At 74.5% G+C, this 14,525-nt stretch carries 9 protein-coding genes; 2 read left to right on the top strand and 7 right to left on the bottom strand.

Annotated elements, in window-relative coordinates; translation table 11 throughout:
* Positions 1 to 4: 4 nt before the first annotated feature.
* The 5 genes from B086_RS0127850 to B086_RS0127870 form a co-directional block, all read right to left on the bottom strand.
* On the bottom strand, positions 5 to 1,111 hold the full coding sequence (locus tag B086_RS0127850) for an NAD(P)-dependent alcohol dehydrogenase (RefSeq protein WP_018569717.1): 1,107 nt from the start codon (positions 1,109 to 1,111) through the stop codon (positions 5 to 7).
* Entirely contained in the window at positions 1,108 to 2,517 is a 1,410-nt protein-coding gene (locus tag B086_RS0127855; protein WP_018569718.1) for an aldehyde dehydrogenase family protein, read from the bottom strand. Before B086_RS0127855 ends, B086_RS0127850 begins: the two co-directional genes overlap by 4 nt.
* Positions 2,518 to 2,524: 7 nt before the next feature.
* Positions 2,525 to 3,280 (bottom strand): (5-formylfuran-3-yl)methyl phosphate synthase, encoded by a 756-nt coding sequence (locus tag B086_RS0127860; protein ID WP_026252835.1) that lies wholly within the window; start codon positions 3,278 to 3,280, stop codon positions 2,525 to 2,527.
* A gap of 236 nt (positions 3,281 to 3,516) precedes the next feature.
* Complete coding sequence (locus B086_RS0127865; protein WP_018569720.1) at positions 3,517 to 6,240, bottom strand: molybdopterin-dependent oxidoreductase; 2,724 nt, start codon at positions 6,238 to 6,240, stop codon at positions 3,517 to 3,519.
* Positions 6,237 to 7,058: an FAD binding domain-containing protein gene (locus B086_RS0127870; protein ID WP_018569721.1), complete on the bottom strand. Its 822-nt coding sequence runs from the start codon at positions 7,056 to 7,058 to the stop codon at positions 6,237 to 6,239. Before B086_RS0127870 ends, B086_RS0127865 begins: the two co-directional genes overlap by 4 nt.
* Positions 7,059 to 7,271: 213 nt before the next feature.
* Here B086_RS0127870 and B086_RS0127875 point away from each other — a divergent pair, with 213 nt between their 5' ends.
* On the top strand, positions 7,272 to 8,897 hold the full coding sequence (locus B086_RS0127875; RefSeq protein WP_051115943.1) for a PucR family transcriptional regulator: 1,626 nt from the start codon (positions 7,272 to 7,274) through the stop codon (positions 8,895 to 8,897).
* Here the strand turns inward: B086_RS0127875 and B086_RS0127880 are convergent.
* Positions 8,845 to 9,243 (bottom strand): TOBE domain-containing protein, encoded by a 399-nt coding sequence (locus B086_RS0127880; RefSeq protein WP_026252837.1) that lies wholly within the window; start codon positions 9,241 to 9,243, stop codon positions 8,845 to 8,847. The two genes, B086_RS0127875 and B086_RS0127880, sit on opposite strands and share 53 nt — an antisense overlap.
* Before the next feature lie 111 nt (positions 9,244 to 9,354).
* On the bottom strand, positions 9,355 to 10,074 hold the full coding sequence (locus B086_RS0127885) for a type 1 glutamine amidotransferase (RefSeq protein ID WP_018569724.1): 720 nt from the start codon (positions 10,072 to 10,074) through the stop codon (positions 9,355 to 9,357).
* A gap of 365 nt (positions 10,075 to 10,439) precedes the next feature.
* On the opposite strand from B086_RS0127885, the gene B086_RS0127890 reads away from it, so the two are divergent.
* Positions 10,440 to 14,477, top strand: a complete 4,038-nt coding sequence (locus tag B086_RS0127890) for an endo-alpha-N-acetylgalactosaminidase family protein (RefSeq protein ID WP_018569725.1) — start codon at positions 10,440 to 10,442, stop codon at positions 14,475 to 14,477.
* Positions 14,478 to 14,525 lie beyond the last annotated feature (48 nt).

The raw sequence follows: 14,525 nt of genomic DNA on the forward strand, positions 1-14,525 counted from the left end.
TGGCTCATCGGCCTCTTCCCTCGGGGAGCAGGACGGGTTTGACCACCCGGCCCGCCTCGCAGTCGCGTTCGGCGTCGTTGACGGCGGTCAGCGGGTAGGTGCGGATCAGCTGGTCGAAGGGGAACCGCCCGGCCTGCCAGAGTGTGGTGAGCCGGGGGATCAGCAGTGCCGGTACGGCGTCCCCCTCGCAGATGTGCCGGACGGAGCGGCCCCGGTCCAGCGTGCCCGTCTCCAGCGGCAGCGCGGTGTGCAGCCGCGCCACCAGGCCGAGGACGCCGGTGGGGCGCAGGGCCCGGAGCGCGTCGTTGATGAGCGGTGGCGCGGCCGTGGTGTCGAGCGCGTACCGCGCGCCGCCGTCGGTGAGCCGCCGGATCCGTTCGGGCAGGCCGGGCGTGTCGGCGTGCAGCGCGAGCGCGCCGAACCGCTCGGCGAGGGCCAGCCGCCCGGGGTGCCGGTCGACGGCCACGGTCAGCGCGCCGGCGGCGGTGGCCGCCATCACCGCGGCCAGGCCGACCGCTCCGGCGCCGTACACCGCGAGGGTGTCGCCGGGGCTGGTACGGAAGGTGTTCAGCACGGCTCCGGCGCCGGTGAGGAAGCCGCAGCCGAGCGGGCCGAGCAGTTCGAGGGGCAGCGCGGGGTCGACCCGGACGGCGTTGCGGGCCGACACGAGCGCGTACCGGGCGAACGAGGACTGGCCGAACCAGCGCGGGGCCAGCGCTCCCCCGGCCGCGTCGGTGAGCCGGGGGGTGTCCTCCTTGCGTCCGCCGAAGAGGTTGAGGGCGGCGAAGGAGTCGCAGTAGGCGGGGGCGGCGGCCCGGCAGCTGCGGCAGTGCCCGCAGGAGTCGAAGCTGAGGACGACGTGGTCGCCGACGCCGATCTCGGTGTCCGGGCCGCCGCCGGTGCGGACCACCACCCCGGCCCCCTCGTGGCCGAGGACCGCGGGCAGCGGGCTGCGCCCGGCCGAGCGGCGGACCGCCAGATCGGTCCGGCACATGCCGCTGCCCGCGATCTCGACCAGGATCTCGCCCGCGCCGGGCTCCTCCCGCAGGTCCACCTCCTCGACGGTGAACGGGGCGTCGCAGGAGCGCAGTACGGCCGCCTGGATCCTCATCGGGCGTCCTCCCGCGGGCGGTGGACGACGAACGGCCGGAGGTTTCCGTAGAGCCCCCACGGTCCGCCCGCGACGCCGACGCCGCTGTCCTTGATGCCCGCGAAGGGCTGGGCGAGGGAGAGTTCGGCGTGGTGGTTGATCCAGGCGGTGCCGCATTCGAGGCGGTCGGCCACCGCCTCGGCCCGGTCGAGGTCGGTGCCCCACACCGAGCCGCCCAGTCCGTAGCCGGTGGAGTTGGCCGCCTCGACGGCCTCGTCCAGGTCGCGGTACGGCAGCACCGGCAGGACCGGGCCGAACTGCTCCTCGGTGACGACCGGGCTGCCGGGCGGGACGTCGGTGAGGACGGTGGGGGCGAAGAAGTGCCCGGGGCCCTCCAGCCGGTGGCCGCCCGCCGCGGCGCGGGCGCCGTCCGCCAGGGCCCGCCGGGTGACCTCCTCGACGCGGGCCAGCTGCGGGGCGTTGTTGACCGGGCCCAGCCGGGTGTCCGGGTCGAGGCCGGGGCCGACGACGACGCTCTTCGCGCGCTCGGCGAGGGCCTCGACCACCCGGGAGTGGATGCGGGCCGGTGCGTAGACGCGCTTGACGGCCATGCAGACCTGCCCGCAGTTGCGGAACGCGGCCCAGAACAGCCGGTCGGCGAGGCCGTCCACGTCGGCGTCGTCGAGCAGGACGGCCGCGTCGTTGCCGCCCAGTTCCAGGGTGACCCGGGCCAGGGAGGCCGCCGCGCCCTCGGCGACGGCCCGTCCGGTGGGCACCGAACCGGTGAAGGTGACGTGGCGGATGCCCGGGTGGGAGACGAGGCGGGCGCCGAGGGGTTCGCGTCCGGTGACGACGGTCAGGACGTCCTCGGGCAGCGCACCGGCGAGGACGGAGCCCAGCAGCGAGGTGGCGAGCGGGGTGAACGGGGAGGGCTTGAGGACGACGGTGTTCCCGGCGGCCAGCGCGGGCGCGAACTTCGCCGCCGCGAGCTGGAGCGGGAAGTTCCACGGCACGATCGCGGCGACCGGTCCCAGCGGGCGCCAGCGGATCTCGCTGTGCACCGGCCGGCCGTCGGTGATCTGCCGGGTCCTGGGGGCCAGGCCGGCGAAGTAGCGCAGGCGGGCCGCGGTGCGGGTGGTCTCCGCGTACGACTCGGCCAGGGGCTTGCCCTGTTCGCGGGTGAGCAGCCGGGCGAGGTCGTCGGCCGCCGCCTCGACGGCGTCGGCCGCCGCGCGCAGCGCGGTGGTGCGGGCCGCGGCGTCGGAGCGCCAGCCGGGCCAGGCCCGGTGGGCGCGGCCGACGACGGCGTCCAGCTCGTCGGGGTGCTGGTCGGGGGCTTCGTCGACGGTCTCGCCGGTGGCGGGGTCGAGGACGGCGAGAGCCCCGGCCCGGTGTCTCGGGACGGTGTCGGCTCGGAGGTCCGGCATGCCGGGGTCAGTTCGCGGCGGGGACGGCGGCGGCGTGCTCCCGGGCCTGCCGCTCCATCTCCGCCCGGAAGGCGGCCACCAGATGCGGCTGAATCCTTCCTGCGGTGCGGTCGCCGCCCTCGCAGACCGCGCCGCGCACCCCCACGATGTCCGTGCCGATCCGGGTGAGCGGACCGAGGTCGGCCTGTTTGACGCTACCGGCGAGGGCGGCGAGCAGACCCATGTCGTGCGCGAGCCGTACGAACTCGGCGCAGACGTCCGGCGGGACGTGGTCGAACAGCCTGCTGCCGTCCTTGATCGCGGTGTCCAGCATGGCCGCGTCGGCGCCGGAGCGGGCGGCGATGTCGGGCAGGGCGAGCGGGTTGACGCAGCCGATCCGGTGAGCGTCCGCGTAGCCCGAGGCGACGACGAGCGCCTCGGGACGGTGGTCCTTCACCGCCCGCACCACCCCGCGCATCACCTCGACGGCCTGCTGGGGCGTGGTGCAGCCGTAGAGCCCGACCTTGATGTACGTGGCTCCGGAGACGACCGCGCCGAGCGCCGCCTGGGCCACCGTGCCGGGCTTGTAGGGCACGTCGCCCACCGTGGCGGAGACCGGCTTGCCGGCCGGGACCGCCTCGCGGATCTCTCTGATGACCCAGGGGTAGTTGGCGCCCAGCGAGCCCTCATCGGGCTTCTTGACGTCGACGATGTCGAGGTGTTCGGCGGCCTTCGCACAGTCGAGGGCCTCCTCGACGCTGTCCGGGGAGATGAGAAGCAACACCATGGGCTCCTTCCGCCGCAGGTCCGCCTGCCGTGCGGGCAGGGGTGCGGATCGCCTGGTTCGTGCGCGGTGTGCTCATCATTTACTCCGTCCGCGAGCGCCGGTAGAGCGTGCGGAGTCCTCATGGGGCGCCTGTGACCACGCGCAGTGCGCCGTGCGCACCGGCGTGAACCGGTCCCGCCGGTGCGCACCCGGCCGGCCCGCCGGAGTGCGGCCGGCCGGTCACCGGCGGCCGGTCAGCGCACACCCCGCTGGTGCAGCGCCAGCCACACCCGGTCGCGGGTCAGCGGGAGTTCGGTGAAGCGGACGCCGGTGGCGTCGCGCAGCGCGTTGGCGAAGGCGGGGGCGACCGGGTTGAACGGGCTCTCGCTCATCGACTTGGCGCCCAGCGGGCCGATGGTGTCGGCGGTCTCCATGAAGTGCACCTCGGTGCGTGGCACATCGGCGTACTGGGGCAGCCGGTAGCGGCGGAAGGCGGCCGTCTCCACCGCGCCGCGCCCGTCGATGCGGACGTTCTCGAAGAGGGTGGCGCCGAGCGCCTGGGCGACGCCGCCCTCGACCTGGCCGCGGCACTGCATCGGGTTCATGACCTGTCCGGCGTCGGCCGCGTGCACGCTGCGCAGGATGCGGATCTCTCCGGTGCCGGGGTCGACGGCGACCTTGAACCACTGCGCGTTGAAGGCGACCGAGCGCGGGGTGCCGCCGAAGTGGCCGTCGGCGGCGCACTCGACGCCGACCGCGCGGGCGCTCTCGTACAGCTCCTTGAGCGGGAGCAGTCCGCCGGGGTGGGCCACGGCCTCCTCGGTGAGCCGGCAGTCGGCGCGCGGCACGCGCAGCTGGGCGGCGGCGAAGTCGAGGAGCAGGTCGGCGAGGGCGCGGGCGGCGCGCAGGGTGGCCTTGCCCGCGACCACGGTGCCGGTGGAGGCGAAGGCTCCGGTGTCGTGGCGTACGACGTCCGTGTCGGACTGGCGGACGGTGATGCGCTCGACGGTGGTGCCCAGTTCGCCCGCGGCGATCTGCCGGTGCACGGTCGTGGTGCCGTTGCCGAACTCCGCCGTGCCCACGGCCAGGTCGAAGGTGCCGTCGGGGAGCAGGCAGGCGCGGGCGTCGGCGAGGTGGCCGCCGGGCGGACCGGTGGCGATCATCGCCAGGGCGGTGCCCTCGCCGACCAGCCAGCCGTCGGGGGCGGGCTGTCCGGCCCCGGTCTCCGCCTGGGCCCGCCGGACGACGGCGACGCACTGGTCGAGGCCGTAGCTGGCGATGTGCAGGTCCTCCTCGTGGCCGCCGGGGGTGACCATGGCCTCGCCGGGTCCGATGATGTTGCGGGCCTTGAACTCCAGCGGGTCGATGCCGAGCAGCCGGGCGAGTTCGTCCAGGGCCGACTCGACGGCGAACATCACCTGGCCGAGTCCGTAGCCGCGGAAGGCGCCCGCCGGGACGGTGTGCGTGTACACCGAGTAGGCGTCGACCTTCTTGTGCGGGGCGCGGTAGACCGCCAGGGACTCGCCGACGCTGTGGAACATCACGGCCGGGCCGTGGTTGCCGTACGCGCCGGTGTCGGCCACGACGCGCAGCCGCAGCGCGGTGAGGGTGCCGTCGCGGCGGGCGCCCGCCTTGACGTGGACGGTGAACGGGTGCCGGGTGGTGGCGCCGTAGAACTGCTCGGCGCGGGTGTACTCCAGTTTCACCGGGCGGCGCAGCCGGAGCACGGCCAGGGCGACGATGTCCTCGACGAGCATCTCCTGCTTGCCGCCGAAGCCGCCGCCGACCCGGCCCGCGACGACCCGCACCTGTTCGGGCGGCAGGTCGTACAGGGCGCACAGGGCGCGGCGGGTGAGGAAGGGGGTCTGGGAGCTGGTGCGGACGGTGAGCCGGCCGTCCTCGTCGATCCAGGCGACGGCGCCGTGGGTCTCCAGGCTGGCGTGCTGGGCGCGCTGGGTGCGGTAGGTGGCCTCGTGGACGGCGTCCGCCGCGGCGAAGCCCGCCTCGACGTCGCCGATCTCGCCGTGCGCCTCGCCGACCACGTTGTCCCGGGGGCGGGCGATGCGTGCCGTCGCGGCGTCCTTGTCGTGCACGACGGGTGCGCCCGGCCGCATGGCCTCCTCCGGGTCGAGGACGGCCGGGAGGACCTCGTAGGTCACCTCCACCCGGCGGCAGCCCTCCTCGGCGGCGGCCTCGCTGTCGGCGACGACGGCGGCGACCCGCTGGCCGATGTACCGGACGGTGTCGTCCAGGACACGGGTGTCGTCCGGGTCCTCCTCGGGGTGTTCGTGGCGGGCGGTGGAGAAGTGCCGTTCGGGGGCGTCGTGGTGGGTGAGCACCGCGTGGACGCCGGGCACGCGCAGCGCGGCGGAGGTGTCGATCGCGGTGATGCGGGCGTGGGCGTGCGGGGAGCGCAGCAGCTTCATGTGCAGCAGTCCGGGCACGGTGATGTCGAAGGTGTAGCGGGCGGTGCCCGTCACGACCTGCGGTCCGGCGGGGGCGGGCAGGCTGCGTCCGACGGCCTCGCCGGGCGCCGGGGCCTCCACGTTCCGTACGCCGCGTACGGCGTCCTCGATGGCGCGGTAGCCGGTGCAACGGCACAGGTTGCCCTTGAAGGCGCGGGGCAGGTCGGCGAGCTTGTCCTCGTCCAGGGCGGCCGTGGTCATCAGGAATCCGGCGGTGCAGAAGCCGCACTGGAAGCCCTGGGCGTCCAGGAACCGCTGCTGCACGGGGTGGAGGTCACCCTCGGGCGAGGCGAGGCCCTCGACGGTGGTGACGGCGGCGCCGTCGGCGCGGAAGGCCGGGTACAGACAGCTGTGGACCGGCCTGCCGTCGACGTGGACGGTGCAGGCGCCGCAGTCCCCGGCGTCGCAGCCCTTCTTGACACCGAACCAGCCGCGCTCGCGCAGATAGGTGCGCAGGCACTGGCCGGGCCGGGGCTCCTCCTCGTGGTGCCGTCCGTTGACGTCGATCCTCATCGTGCCGCCTCTCCCAGTTCCCGGCGGATCTCCTCCGCGTACCGGAACGTCATGTGGCGCCGCCACGCGGGCAGGCCGTGGATGTCGTCGAACCACTCGTCGTCGGCGACGGCCGAGCCGATCGCCCCGCGCAGGGCCGCCGCGGTCGGCGGCAGCGGGAACCACAGCCGGACCGGGCGGACGGTGGACGCGGTGACGGTGACGGCGAGGGAGCCGTCGAGCGGGTCCAGGGCGCCGATGACCAGGACACCGGAGCGGCCGAGGCCGTACAGGGACGCCTGCCGGAAGGCCGTGCGGCAGGCCAGGGAACGGGCGGGCAGGGTGACCGAGCGCAGCAGTTCGCCCTCGGCGAGGTCCTTGCGTCCCGCGCCGGTCACGAAGCCGGTGACGGGGCGCCGCCGCCGGGTGCCGTCCTGGGCGAGCAGCAGGCACTCGCCGTCGAGCGCGGCAGTGAGGGAGGTCATCGGGCCGGCCGGCAGCGCGTTGCAGAGGTTGCCGCCGACGGTGGCCATGTTCCAGATCTTGAAGGAGGCGAGGAACGCCCGGCAGCACTGCTCGAACAGGGGCGCCGCCGGGTCCGGGAGCGTCTTCGCGTACCGGGAGAGCGTGGCGATGGTGCAGGTGGCGGCGATCTCCAGCGCACCGTCCGGATGCCGGTGCACGGGGGTCCAGCCGGTGCGGCTGAGGTCGACCAGGCGGCGCAGGTGCGGCTGCGGTTCGGAGAACAGGTAGGTGCCGCCGCCCAGCCAGGCGTCGCCCGGCCGCCAGGGCGCCGGGTGCCGGGCGTCGCGTATCTCCGTCACCGTGTTGAGGTCCATGGCGGCAGTGAAGCAAGCCACAGGGGCCTGGGACGACTGGTCCGGAGCACGGAAAACACCGCGGCGCCGCCTTGTTGTCTGGGTGATCCTCCAAGAGGCATTCCGCTGGTGTCGTCTGGCATTTACCATGCGATGACTCGCAGGCACCTGGTGAATGTGAGATGCCGGGTGTCAGGCACCCCCATCCGGCAGGCGTACGAGGAGCAGGAGCACATGCACGTCGAACACCTCCTGGAGGACGAGTCCCTCGGTCTGCGCCTGCTCTGGGCCGAGGACCCGCTGCTGCGGCGGGAGATCAGCGGGGTCACCGTCACGGATCTGGAGGACCCCGCCCGTTTCGTGCGGCCCGACGAGGTGGTGCTCAGCGGGCTCGTCTGGTGGAGCGCGGACGGCGGCAAGGGCAAGGCAGAACGTTTCGTCTCCGGGCTGAAGGACGCGGGCGCCGCTGCGCTGCTGGCCGGTGAGGAGACCCACGGGCTGGTCCCCGGCGAGCTGGTGGAGGCGTGCGCGCGGCACGGGCTGCCGGTGGCCGGGGTGCCGGCGCATGTGATGTTCCGCGCGATCACCGACACGGTGTACCTGCGGCAGTGGGGCGAGCTGGGCCGCCACCGGGCCCTGCCCGAGCATGTGCGCGACCGGCTGGACCGGCTCGTCGCCCAGGGCGAGGGGCCCGCCGCGGTGCTCACGGCCGCCTTCGCGCAACTGGACGCGGCCCCGGCCTACGTCCTCACCGCGGCGGGCCGCACGGTGGCCGCCACGCCGGGCGCCGTCCCGCTCCCGCCGCGCGAGGCCGCCGCCCTGCCCGGGAGCGGCAACGGCGCGACGGTGCCGGTGGAGGCGGACGCCGACGCGGTCGGCGGGTACGAGCGCTGGTGGCTGCATCTGCCGGACGCGGTCGCCGCGCCGCCGCGGCTGCTGCACGAGATCACCACGGTCCTGGGCCGCTGCCAGGAGGCGCTGGCCGCCCGCCGGGCCGCCGAGCGGGACGCGGCGGCCGGGCTCGGCCGGGTGCTGGCCGCCCCGGAGTCCGGGGACCTGCCCGCCGCCCTGCGGGCCTGCGGACTGCCGGAGCGCGGACCGTACCGCCTGGTCGTGGCCGGCACCGGCGCCCGGCACCCGGGGGCCGCCGAGAGCGCGCTGTCGGAGGCGGTGGCCGGGGCGCTGGAGGCGGCGGGGCAGCCGGTGCCCGCGTGCGCCGCCGTGGGCCGGCTGCCCGACGGGAGCGCCTTCGCGGTACTCCCCGAGGAGACCGCCGCCGCGCTGGCCGAGGTCTGGCCCCGGGTGGCCGGCTGCGATCCGGGCCTCCTGCACGGCGGCCTCGCCGCGCCCACCGCCGAGGCGGCAGGGCTGCCCGGGGCCCTGGCCGAGGCCCGCTACGCCCTGGCGTCCGCCCGCACGAGCGCACCGGACGCCTCCGGGCTGACCGACGCCCGCGCCCTGACCACGCTCGGCTCGCTCCTGACCGGCATACCGGCCGAGGTGCGCACCGCCTACAGCCGTACGGTCCTCGGGCCGCTGCTCGGCCCCGCGGACGCCTCCGTCGCGCTGCTGCGCACGCTGGAGGTGTTCCTCGCCCACGACGGTTCCTGGGCGCGTACCGCCGAGGCCCTGCACCTGCACGTCAACACGGTGCACTACCGCATCGGGCGCATCGAGCACTTCACCGGCCGCGACCTGTCCAGCCTCCGCGACCGGCTGGACCTGTGGGCGGCGCTGCTGTGCCGTACGGGTCCGGACGGGGCGCCGGCCGCCCGGCCCGCCGGGACGCCGGAGGAGACCGGAGCGGCTAGGACCGGTCGACGTGCACGCTCGTCGACTTCACCCGCGCGACGACCGTGACCCCGACCGCCAGGTCCAGTTCGTCCACCGCCTCCCGGGTCACCAGGGACACGACCTGGTGCGGGCCCGCCTGGACCACCACCCGGGCCACGACGTCGTCGGCGACGAGCGCGGTGACGATGCCGGTGAAGGCGTTGCGCACGGAGGTCGCCGGGCCCACCGCCGCATCCCGCGCGTCCTCGGCGGCGCGCTCCTCGGCCAGCCGGGCGAGGCCCACGCCGTCGATCACCCGGTTCCCCGCGCCGTCCCGGCCCATCGGCAGCCGGCCCGCGTCGGCCCACCGCCGCACGGTCTCCGGGCTCACCCTCAGCAGGCGCGCGGCCTGGCCAATGCTGTACGTCGGCACCGTAGAACCCTAGCCCGTCGCCGGGCCGGTGACGGAACCGCCGTCCCCGGGGCCGCGCCCCTGGTCCGGCGATGCCGTCCGGGCGCGGCGGGGCCGCTCGCGCGGGTCCGGTCAGGCGCGGCACACCCGCGCGAACCGCCGGGTGAACACGGACCAGGCGGCGGCCGACGCCGCCTCGTCGGCCACGGCCCGCGCGTGCAGCCGGTCCGCGTCGACGCCGCGCTCGGCCAGGTACGCCCGGTCCCACGCGGCGACGGCGGCGGCGTCCGCCTCCGGGTGGAACTGCACGCCCCAGGCCCGCTCCCCCACCCGGAACGCCTGATGGGGGCAGTCGTCACTGGCCGCCAGCCAGACCGCCCGGGGCGGGAGTCGAGTGATGGCGTCGACATGCCGCTCGATCGCGGGCACCGTCTCGCCGAGTCCCGCGAGGAGCGGGTCGGCTGCGGCCTCGGGGCGCAGCCGGACGGTGGTGCTGCCGTACTCGGGCGTGCCGTGCGCGGCGCGCACCGTGCCGCCCGCGACCTGGGCCAGCATCTGTCCGCCGAGGCAGATCCCCAGCATCGGTGTGCCGTCGGCCAGCGCCTCGGCCACCAGGTGCCGGGTCGCCGGGAGCCAGGGGGCGCGCTCGTCGTCGTCCGGGAGGAAGCCACCGCCGAGCACCAGCAGCGGTCGCCCGTCCAGAGCCGCGGGCAGAGCCTCCCCGGCCCAGGGGTGCCGGACCTCCAGACCGAGTCCGGCCGCACGCAGCCAGGCACCGACGCGGCCCGGTCCGCCCCGCTCGGTGTGCTGCACGACCAGCACGGAGCCGGGACGCCGTCCAGCGAGTGCCATGCGCGACTCCCTTGCCGTGCGGGTCCGGTGACCGCGCCAGCAGAGCAGGGCGCGGTGCGCGGCGTCAACAGGGCGCGTGGTCGGCCCGCGTGGATCCGCCGGGGGCGCGCGCCGCCGCCCTCGTATCCGTTGAACCCGTAGACGCGCAGGTCCCTCGGTGGGCCGCCTGCCGCCTGCTGCCGGCGCACGCCGAGCCTGCCGGAGCGGCCCGGACGCCGCCATCTGTTATCGATAGCACCCGCCTCATCTTCCCCGCGAGCCAAGGCGATTGATCGGTGCCGAGATCTATTGTTATCGATAACTTTCCCTTACTGTCTTCCTCACCCCCCGTCTCAGAGTCACGAGGAAGCTCCCAGGTGGATCCCATGCCCCTGCACCACTCCCGGCGCTCCCGGCGCACCGGCCGGCCCAGATCCGGTGCCGCCGCCGCGACCGCCGCGCTCATCGCCCTGGGCACGCTGTCGGCCGGCGCCCTGCCGGCCCACGCGGGCCCGGACCGGCCGCCGGCCCCGGCCGCCCCCGCCTCCCCCGAGAACCCGGCCACCCCGGTCACCCTCAGCGCCGCGGGCCTGACCGTCCGGGTGGCCAAGGAGTTCCCCCAGGTCATCTCGTACACGATGGGCGGCAGGACGCTCGGCGGCCAGGCGCGGGTGCTGGACACCTTCACGGTCAACGGCACGGCGCACACCGCCACCACGACCATGAAGGCGTACCGCGCCCAGGCCGTCTACACCTCCACCTTCGCCGACCTGCCCGGCCTCACCATCACCTCGACGATCACCGTCACCGACCGGAAGACCGTCGTCTTCGCGGTCAAGAGCATCACCGGCCCCGCCGCGTCCACCGTCGACCAGCTGGCGATCCCGGACCAGTCGCTCGTCTCGGTCGACTCCTCCGCGGCCCACGCCACCCTGGCGCGCACCAGGATCTCGACGGACTCGACCACCACGGCGGACCAGTTCCTGCCGATCACCGCGGACACCGCCCCGGACAAGGCGGCCGTCGGCACCCCCTACGGCTTCGTCAGCAACGGCGCCCTGGCCGCCGGGATCCTCACCAACGCCACCGACGACTCCGCGCAGGACAACAACGACAACGGCAACAACCGTCTGAAGTCGCGGATCGTGGACGCCGGGAACGGCGCCCGCCGCGCGGAGCTGTCCGTCGGCACCTACACCTACGCCCCCCGGGGCGCCACCGACGCGCGGGTGAAGACGTACGCGCTGCCGCAGGCCACCGTCGTGCTCGCCGCCGACGCCAACGGCGACGGACAGGTGGACTGGCAGGACGGCGCCATCGCCTACCGCGCCCGCATGACCCGTCCGCTCGGCGCGGAGCGCGTGCCCGAACGGGTCGTGCAGCACATCCCGTTCAACTTCGCCAGCCAGGCCACCAATCCGTTCCTGAAGACGCTCGACAACGTCAAGCGGATCTCCCTGGCCACGGACGACCTGGGCCAGTGGGTGCTGGAGAAGGGCTACGCCGACGAGGGCCACGACTCGGCGCACCCCGACTACGGCGGCAACTACAACGACCGGGCGGGCGGCCTCACCGACCTGAACAAGCTCACCCGCACCGGCGCCGGCTACAACGCCGACATCGCCGTGCACGTGAACGCCACCGAGGCCTACCCGCAGGCCAAGACCTTCAGCGAGGCCCTGGTCAAGGGCCAGGTCAACGGCTGGGACTGGCTGAACCAGTCGTACCACATCGACCAGCGCACCGACCTGGGCAGCGGCGCGATCATCGACCGGTTCAAGCAGCTCCGCAAGGAGGCGCCCGGCATCAGGACCGTCTACATCGACGCCTACTACTCCAGCGGCTGGCTGGCCGACGGACTCGCCGCGCAGCTACGGAAGATGGGCTTCGAGGTCGCCACCGAGTGGGCGTACAAGTTCGAGGGCGACTCGGTGTGGTCGCACTGGGCGAGCGACAAGAACTACGGCGGCGTCACCAACAAGGGCATCAACTCCAACATCGTCCGGTTCCTCTCCAACACCGACCGCGACGTGTGGAACGTGGACCCGCTGCTCGGCGGCAGCAGCGTCAAGGAGTTCGAGGGCTGGACCGGCCACGACGACTACGACGCCTTCTACCGCAACATCTGGACCGACAACCTGCCGACCAAGTTCCTCCAGCACTACCAGGTCATGGACTGGGACTTCGGCAGGTCCGCCACGCTGAGCGGCGGGGTGCGGGTGGCGCTCCAGGACGGGCGGCGGCAGGTGTCGATGAACGGCGCTGTCGTGCTCGACGGCGACACCTATCTGCTGCCCTGGGGCGAGGCGAAGGGCGGCGACGGGACGTCCTCGCCGAGCCGCGCCGACAAGATGTACTACTACAGCGGCTCGGGCGGTACGCACACCCTCACGCTCACCGGGCAGTTCGCCTCCACCCGCTCCTTCACCCTCTACAAGCTGACCGACCAGGGCCGGGTGAAGGCCGGGCGGATCACCGCGCACGGCGGGAAGGTGACGCTGACCGGCGACAAGGACCAGCCCTACGTCCTCGCGCCCAACGGCGACCGGGCCCCGCACACCGACGCCCGCTACGGCGAGGGCGGCCTGCTGGCCGACCCCGGTTTCAACTCCGGGAACCTGAAGGCGTGGAGCCCGCGCGGCGGCGCCGCCCTCGCCCGCACCGACACCGGTGACAACGTGCTGCGACTCGGCACCGGCGGCGCCTCCGGCGTCTCCCAGCGCGTCAAGGGCCTCACCCCGGGCAAGCGCTACACGCTGAGCGCCGACGTCGAGGTCGCGGCCGGACAGCGCCGCACCGTCACCCTGGAGGCGAGCGGCCACCGCGTACAGGCGCGCAACGCGTTCGACACCACGCCGCTGCGCAACACCGTGGCGGCCGACGCCAAGCAGGGCACCTACGCGCAGCGCGCCTCGGTCGCCTTCACCGCACCGGCGGACGGACAGGTCACCGTCGCGCTGGGCGCGGCGGCCGGGACCGCCCCCGTCACCCTGGACGACGTACGGGTCATGGCCGACACCTCGGCGCCCGCGCCCGGCGGTGCCGTCGTCGCCCAGGACGACTTCGAGGGCAACCAGCCCGGCTGGGGCCCCTTCGTGAAGGGCGACGCTGGCGGGGTCACCGACCCGCGCACCAGCATCAGCCGGCTGCACGCGCCGTACAGCCAGAAGAGCTGGAAGAACACCTACTCGCCGTACAACTCCGGCACCCTGAAGGGCAAGGCGGTGGACGACGTCCTCGACGGCGGCCACTCGCTCAAGGCCCACGAGGAGAACACCGGTCTGGTGTACCGGACCGTGCCCGCGACGGTGCCCTTCGTCGCCGGTCACCGCTACAAGGTCTCCTTCGACTACCAGACCAACCTCGACGGCCAGTGGGCCTGGGTGACCGGCGCCGACCGGATCGCGGGCGGGAAGACCACGGCCCGGGACATCGGCCGGGACACGCTCGCCCCCGCCCTGGACACCACGGCGTACTCCAAGGAGATCGTCGCCGGGTGCGGCGACACCTGGGTGGGGCTGCGCAAGCTCGGCGGCGCGGCCGGAGCGGACCTGGTCCTCGACGACTTCCGCGTCACCGACCTCGGTCCGGTCACCGGCGGCGCGGCCTGCGCGAGCGTGACCACCCCCGCGGGCACCGATCTGAGCCCCGGCGTGGCGGGCGAGTACGTCACCTCCTTCACCAACAGCGAGGAGGGCGACGCCACGAACGTCGTCACCCGCTTCGAGGGGCTGCCCTCGGGCTGGACGGTGCAGGTCAAGGAGCGCGACGGCAACCGCTTCGAGCGGGTGAAGCCGGGCGCGACCGTCAGCACCACCTGGGTGCTGACGCCTCCGGCGGGCGCCGCGGGCACTCCGGCGGCGTGGAAGGCCACGGCCGTCTACGACGAGGCGGGCGCCACCAAGACGGTCTCGGCGGACGCGCGGGCCGCGGTCGCGAGCGAGCCGGTCCTCTCGCCGGGTTCGATGACGGCGAGCGCCGACTCGGAGAACCTGTCCTCGGGGGCCGCGGAGGGTCCGGTGTCCAATGTGCTGGACGGTGACCCGGGCACCATCTGGCACACCGACTACACCAAGTCCGAGGCGCCCTACCCGCACTGGGTGACGCTGAAGCTGGGCGGCCCGGCCGACGTGGACGGCTTCGGCTATCTGGGCCGGCAGAGCGGCGGGCAGAACGGCCGGGTCGCGGGCTACCGGGTGGACGTCTCCGACGACGGCACCACGTGGAAGACCGTCGCCGACGGCACGCTCACCGACTCGCCGCAGACGCAGCGGATCTCGTTCTCCCCGGTGCGCGCCTCCTCTGTGCGCTTCACCGCGCTGAACGCGCTCAACGGCCAGCCGTTCGCCGCGGCCGCCGAGATGCGGGTGTACGGGGCTCCGGTGGACGCGCCGACGGGGTATCCGCCGGCCGAGCGGTCGTAGCACCGCACGCACCGCACGCGGGGCCTGCCGCGACCGGCTGTTCCATGG

It is taken from the genome of Streptomyces sp. PsTaAH-124, assembly GCF_000373685.1.
In the GTDB taxonomy this organism is placed as follows: Bacteria; Actinomycetota; Actinomycetes; order Streptomycetales; family Streptomycetaceae; genus Streptomyces; species Streptomyces andamanensis.

Coding starts and splice junctions, on each gene's coding strand:
- B086_RS0127890 (WP_018569725.1), top strand. CDS start 10,440: ATGCCCCTGCACCACTCCCGGCGCTCCCGGCGCACCGGCCGGCCCAGA.
- B086_RS0127870 (WP_018569721.1), bottom strand. CDS start 7,058: ATGGACCTCAACACGGTGACGGAGATACGCGACGCCCGGCACCCGGCG.
- B086_RS0127855 (WP_018569718.1), bottom strand. CDS start 2,517: ATGCCGGACCTCCGAGCCGACACCGTCCCGAGACACCGGGCCGGGGCT.
- B086_RS0127885 (WP_018569724.1), bottom strand. CDS start 10,074: ATGGCACTCGCTGGACGGCGTCCCGGCTCCGTGCTGGTCGTGCAGCAC.
- B086_RS0127865 (WP_018569720.1), bottom strand. CDS start 6,240: ATGAGGATCGACGTCAACGGACGGCACCACGAGGAGGAGCCCCGGCCC.
- B086_RS0127875 (WP_051115943.1), top strand. CDS start 7,272: ATGCACGTCGAACACCTCCTGGAGGACGAGTCCCTCGGTCTGCGCCTG.
- B086_RS0127850 (WP_018569717.1), bottom strand. CDS start 1,111: ATGAGGATCCAGGCGGCCGTACTGCGCTCCTGCGACGCCCCGTTCACC.